Genomic DNA, 5156 nt, shown 5'->3' with positions numbered 1-5156 from the left:
GGCCAGCGATCATCCGATCGCATCAAACAGGCCGGACATATGGATGCAAGCGATCCGATCACCTCAAAAGCTCTTGTGCCACGGGGGCCGTCCACATATGGGTCCCGGGTCAAGCCCGGGACGACGGGCGGAGATAGCGTGCGCAAATCTCTCAGCTGTCATTGCGAGGAGCGAAACGACGAAGCAATCCATCTCTCCACAAGTGGCGGCATGGATTGCTTCGCTCCGCTCGCAATGACGGGCGGAATTACACCTCGCTTTCGCGGTGTACGTCGTGGACCACGATGCCCATGCCGTTGTCGGGCATCTTGATCCAGTCGCGTCGCATCAGCGTGCGCTTGGTGTCCTCGTATCCGCTCATCCAGTGCTCGCGCATCGAGGTGCCCGAGAATTCGTGATCCTTGGCGTGACCTTCATAGGCCTTCTGCTGATAGATCAGTTGCAGGATCGCGATGCTCGGCAGGGCGCTGTTGGAATCGCGAAGATGGCGCTCTTCTTCCGATAACTGCTCGTTTGGAATCTTCGAGAGCGCCTTGTAGAGGCGGGCGCGGAGATTGTGCGTCTTGCGATACATGTCGGTGTTGTAGCGCGTGCGCGAGGAATACATGATGTCCTTGTGGCGGGCCATCACGTCGTGGATGTCGCGGGGCAGCACGCCGCGGGCCGAGAATAGGTCGACCTGGAACACCAGCGAATTCAGGCTGTCGACCTGGTCGAGCAGATGCTGCAGCGGCGTGTTGGAGACGATGCCGCCATCCCAGAAATGGTCGGTGCCGACCTTCACCATCGGCAGCGCCGGCGGCAACGCGCCGCTCGCCATGATGTGCTCGGGAATGATCTCGTCATGCGCGTTGTCGAAATAGATGAAGTTCCCCGACAGCACGTTCACCGCGCCGACTGCAAAGCGCATCTTCTTGGAATTGATGCGCTCGAAATCGACCAGCTCGAGCAGCGACTCGCGTAACGGCGCGGTGTCGTAATAGCTCGTCGCCGTCCGCGCACCGGCCGGGCTTAACCAGGGATTGGTGTTGTGGGGTGCGAAGAAACCGGGCTGGCCGAGCACCGTCGTCATGAACGAACTGGTGAAGTTGCGCGCTTTGCGGAAGATGTCGCCATCCGGCGTATAGTGCCAGATCTTGCGGCTGGTGATGCGGTCCCAGAATGTGTGCAGCCGCTCGAGCCGCCGCTCCGGCGGATTGCCGGCGATGATCGCCGAGTTGATGGCGCCGATCGAGACGCCGCAGATCCAGTCCGGCTCGATACCTGCTTCGTGCAGCGCCTGGTAGACGCCGGCCTGGTAGGCGCCGAGCGCACCGCCGCCTTGCAGCACCAGCGCGACACGATCGCAGCGCTCAGGCCGCCAGCCGCGATGGGAGGTTGCAGTTTCTTGTTCGTCGAAATGTGGGCTACGCGCATCCATGTCCTGACACTCCCTGCGCGCCAACGATTCCGTGCGCCCGTGACGTGCTGATGACGGCTACGCCGAGGATCATTTGGGGTCACGTGGCTGAAGGAAATCCCTCACATCAGTGTCAATGTCCGCCGCTAGCGTTCAGGCCATTAATTGCAAACAGGGGGATTTGCGATGCGCAGGGAAGAGCTTTTGAGGCTTCCGTCGATGCCTGCCGCGGGCCCGAGCTATCCCGCAGGACCTTACCGCTTCGTCAATCGCGAATTCCTGGTCATTACCTACGAGACCGATCCCGAGTTGATCCGTGCCGGGCTGCCCGAGCCGCTCGAACCGATCGATCAGCCGATCGTGCACTACGAATGGATCAAGATGCCTGATAGTTCCGGCTTCGGCAGCTATACCGAGTCCGGTCTGGTGATCCCGGCGCGCTTGCACGGCGAAGAGGTCAATTTTGTTTCGCAGATGTACCTCGACGATGATCCGCCGATTGCGGCGGGCCGGGAGATCTGGGGCTTTCCGAAGAAATACGCCCATCCCAAGCTTGAGATCGTCAAGGACACGCTGACCGGTACGCTGGAATATGCCGGCCAGCTCGTCGCCATGGGCACCATGGGCTACAAGCATGAGAGCATGGCGGGCAATGGTGACATCACCCGCGCGACGCTGTCGAAGACGCAGATCAATCTGAAGATGATCCCGGGCGTCGATGGCCGTCTCGAAGTCTGCCAGCTCGTCGCGATCAACCTGACCGATATCAACGTCAAAGGGTCATGGATCGGACCCGGCCGGCTGCATTTGGTGCCGCATGTCAATGCGCCGGTTGCGGATTTCCCGGTGCGCCGGGTGATCGGCGCGCATCATTTCCTGGCCGATCTGACGCTGCCGTTCGGCCGCGTGGTGCACGATTACAACAAGGAATCCGAGCAGGTTGCCGAAACCGGTCTCGCAGCCGAGTAGGTCGCGACATCAAATTGTTACAAAATCGTAATTGTATCGTCGCTTGCTGGCGTGCGGGGAGGGGCCCCTGCACTAATACTGTATTGTGCCGGCTAGAGCGTTTTCGAGCGAAGTGGACACCGGTTCGCGTGAAGAAAACGCGTCAAAACAAGAATCTAGAGTTTCGGTTCTGATTCAATCAGAACCGAAGCTCTAGCGCAGGGGTTTGGCAATGTGTCGCGTTGAGCTTCGGGCTGGTCATGTCGGCTGAACCAGCGAAAATGGTCAGCGTGCCCGCAGATGCCATCCCGGTGATCCCGGGCTTGGTGTGGGCATTCCGTCTGCATGGCGACGGCAGCGCTGAATCCTTGTCGATCGATGCGCCGATCGAATTCAGCCATGATGGCAGGCTGTGGCTGCATTTCAATCTGGCGGATGGTCGCATGCGGCAGTGGATTGCAGGCCTGCAGATTCCTACGCTCGCGCGCGACCTCCTGCTGTCGCACGATAATTTCCAGCAGCTCCACGTCATCGACAACTGCGTCTATGGCGTGTTCTCCGATCTCGTGCGCGAGATCGATTCCCCGACGGAGGAAACCGGATTCCTTCGCTTCGCGATGACCGAGCGTCTTTTGATCAGCGGCCGCCATCAGGCGCTATGCGCGGTGGACGCCACCCGCCGCGTGCTGGAGGGCGGCCATCGTGTCGCGACGGTGGCGGCGCTGCTCGAGAAGATCATCGACGAGGTCGCCGACACCATGGATCGGATGGCCGACAAGATCGGCACCGAGATCGACGAAATCGAGGAACGGGTGCTGGCCGGTGAGACCAGGTCGGAGATGCGGGCCGGGCTCGGCCGGTTGCGGCGGACCTGTCTGAGGCTGCATCGTCAGCTTGCCGGCTTGCGCGTGCTGTTCCACCGGCTCGAACAGAAAAATCCCGAAAATCTCAGCCCGGCGCTACGCTTGCATGCCGCAAAGCTCGCACAGCGGCTCGACGGCCTCGACCACGATATCACCGAGCTGCGCGAACGCAGCCGGCTGCTCGAGGAGGAGCTTCGCTTCAAGCTGGAGGAGGAGAGCAACCGGCATCTGCACGCGCTATCGGTCGTGACCATGCTGCTGCTGCCGCCGACGCTGGTCACCGGCATTTTCGGCATGAACACCAAGGGACTGCCGCTCACCGACGTCGACGGCGGTTTCCTGTGGGCCGCGGTGCTGATGATCGGCGCCTCCGGCCTTGCCTATCTGATCATGCGTCGCCTGGGCATCGTCAAATAACGGGCTGCGGTATCCTTGCATGTACCGAGTGCTCACCCGCGTGGTCATGGTATTCGCGGCGATCACCGCCGTTGCCCTCGCAGCCGCCCGCGCGGCAGATCAGCCCGACGGCGGCAACAAGGACCTGCGCGACAGGCTGGCGGATGCCGGCTACCAGTTCAGCCTGACCTATATCGGCGAGGGGCTCGCCAACGTCTCCGGCGGCATGCGTACCGGCGCGATCTATACCGGGCGTCTCGACCTTGGCGCCACCATTGACCTTGAAAAGGTGATGGGCTGGACCGGCGCCACCTTCCACGCCAACATATTCCAGATCCATGGTGACGGCCTGTCGCGCAGCTATATCGGCAATCTGATGCTGGTCTCCGGCGTCGAGGCGCTTTCCGCGACACGGCTCTATGAGCTTTGGATCGAGCAGCAACTGCTCGGCGGCAAGCTTGCCGTCCGCGTCGGGCAGCAGGCTTCGGACGTCGAATTCATCGATAGCCAATACGACGACATTTTCATCAACTCCGCGTTGGGCTGGCCGGGCATCACCGGCATCAATTTGCCGGGCGGCGGCCCGTCACCGCCGCTTGCCGTACCTGGCATCCGCATCAAGGCGGCGCTCTCGGACAGGATCACGGCCTATCTCGCACTGTTCGATGGCACCCCGGCGCCGCCGGACGCCGACGATGCGCAGATCGCCAATCCTCACGGTCTGCTGTTTCGCGTCAACGATCCGCCCTGGTGGATCGGCCAGCTCAAATACAAGTTCGAGATCGGCGAGAGCCGGTTGCCGGCGACCATCACCGGCGGCGGCTGGTATCACATGATGTCGTTTCCCGATCAGCGCTTCTCGGCCGACGGCCTGTCGCTCGCCGATCCCAACAGCTCCGGCGATCCGGCATGGTGGCGCCGGAACCAGGGATTGTTCATGGTCTATGAGCAGCAATTGGCGCGCGCCGCACCCGGTTCGGACAAGGGCGTCGCATTCTTCATGCGGGCCTCGGTGAGTCCGTCCGATCGCAATCTGATCAGCACCTATGTCGACGGCGGCTTCCTGTTCACCGGTTTCAGCGATGCCCATCCGAACGACAGGTTCGGCATCGCTGCGACCTACGCCAGGATATCCGACCGCGCCCGTGCCTTCGACCGCGACACCCAGTTCTTCACCGGCACGCCATACCCGATCCGCGACTACGAGGCGATCCTCGAAGTCACCTATCAGCATGAGGTCAGGCCCGGCTTCCTGCTGCAGCCGGTGTTTCAATACATCGCGCATCCGGGCGGCGGCGCGGTCGACCCCTACGATCCCACGCAGACGCATCGCATCAAGGATGGCGTGATGGTCGGCGTGCGCACGACCATCGTGTATTAGCGGAGTGATAAGTGACGACGTCACTTCGCAGGCGCGCCGCAACTTGTAGATTCCATGGGGCGGTGAGCGCGCCCTTTCCGGTAGGTTTGGGTTTCCACACTCGAACCATCGGAGAGTCTGATGCAAGCATCGACCAAGAGCACGCCCACCGCCGGCCATTGTGGCACGA

Annotated in this window: 4 protein-coding genes; 3 read left to right on the top strand and 1 reads right to left on the bottom strand. The window is 61.8% G+C overall.

The annotated features are described in order from the left end of the window. Nucleotides 1-247: 247 nt before the first annotated feature. Nucleotides 248-1420, bottom strand: coding sequence for a patatin-like phospholipase family protein (locus tag ACZYOF_RS42030; RefSeq protein ID WP_463719420.1), 1173 nt, complete (start codon nucleotides 1418-1420; stop codon nucleotides 248-250). Nucleotides 1421-1585: 165 nt separating this feature from the next. Between ACZYOF_RS42030 and ACZYOF_RS42025 the strand changes: the two genes are divergently transcribed. The 3 genes from ACZYOF_RS42025 (at nucleotide 1586) to ACZYOF_RS42015 (ending at nucleotide 4987) form a co-directional block, all read left to right on the top strand. Further along, the gene (locus ACZYOF_RS42025) at nucleotides 1586-2368 is read left to right on the top strand and encodes an acetoacetate decarboxylase (protein ID WP_463719419.1); all 783 of its coding nucleotides are present in this window, start codon (nucleotides 1586-1588) and stop codon (nucleotides 2366-2368) included. A gap of 239 nt (nucleotides 2369-2607) precedes the next feature. Then, the gene (locus ACZYOF_RS42020) at nucleotides 2608-3627 is read left to right on the top strand and encodes a transporter (protein WP_463719418.1); all 1020 of its coding nucleotides are present in this window, start codon (nucleotides 2608-2610) and stop codon (nucleotides 3625-3627) included. A gap of 19 nt (nucleotides 3628-3646) precedes the next feature. Beyond that, entirely contained in the window at nucleotides 3647-4987 is a 1341-nt protein-coding gene (locus ACZYOF_RS42015) for a carbohydrate porin (RefSeq protein WP_463719417.1), read from the top strand. Nucleotides 4988-5156 lie beyond the last annotated feature (169 nt).

The sequence above is a fragment of the Bradyrhizobium sp. LeoA1Lang genome, assembly GCF_055413685.1.
Note: the sequence above shows the minus strand (reverse complement) of the source record. Positions and strands in the feature narration are given on the sequence as shown.

Bases quoted from the DNA above. Each gene is read 5' to 3' on its own strand.
- ACZYOF_RS42025 (WP_463719419.1), top strand. From the start codon at position 1,586: ATGCGCAGGGAAGAGCTTTTGAGGCTTCCGTCGATGCCTGCCGCGGGC.
- ACZYOF_RS42015 (WP_463719417.1), top strand. From the start codon at position 3,647: ATGTACCGAGTGCTCACCCGCGTGGTCATGGTATTCGCGGCGATCACC.
- ACZYOF_RS42030 (WP_463719420.1), bottom strand. From the start codon at position 1,420: ATGGATGCGCGTAGCCCACATTTCGACGAACAAGAAACTGCAACCTCC.
- ACZYOF_RS42020 (WP_463719418.1), top strand. From the start codon at position 2,608: ATGTCGGCTGAACCAGCGAAAATGGTCAGCGTGCCCGCAGATGCCATC.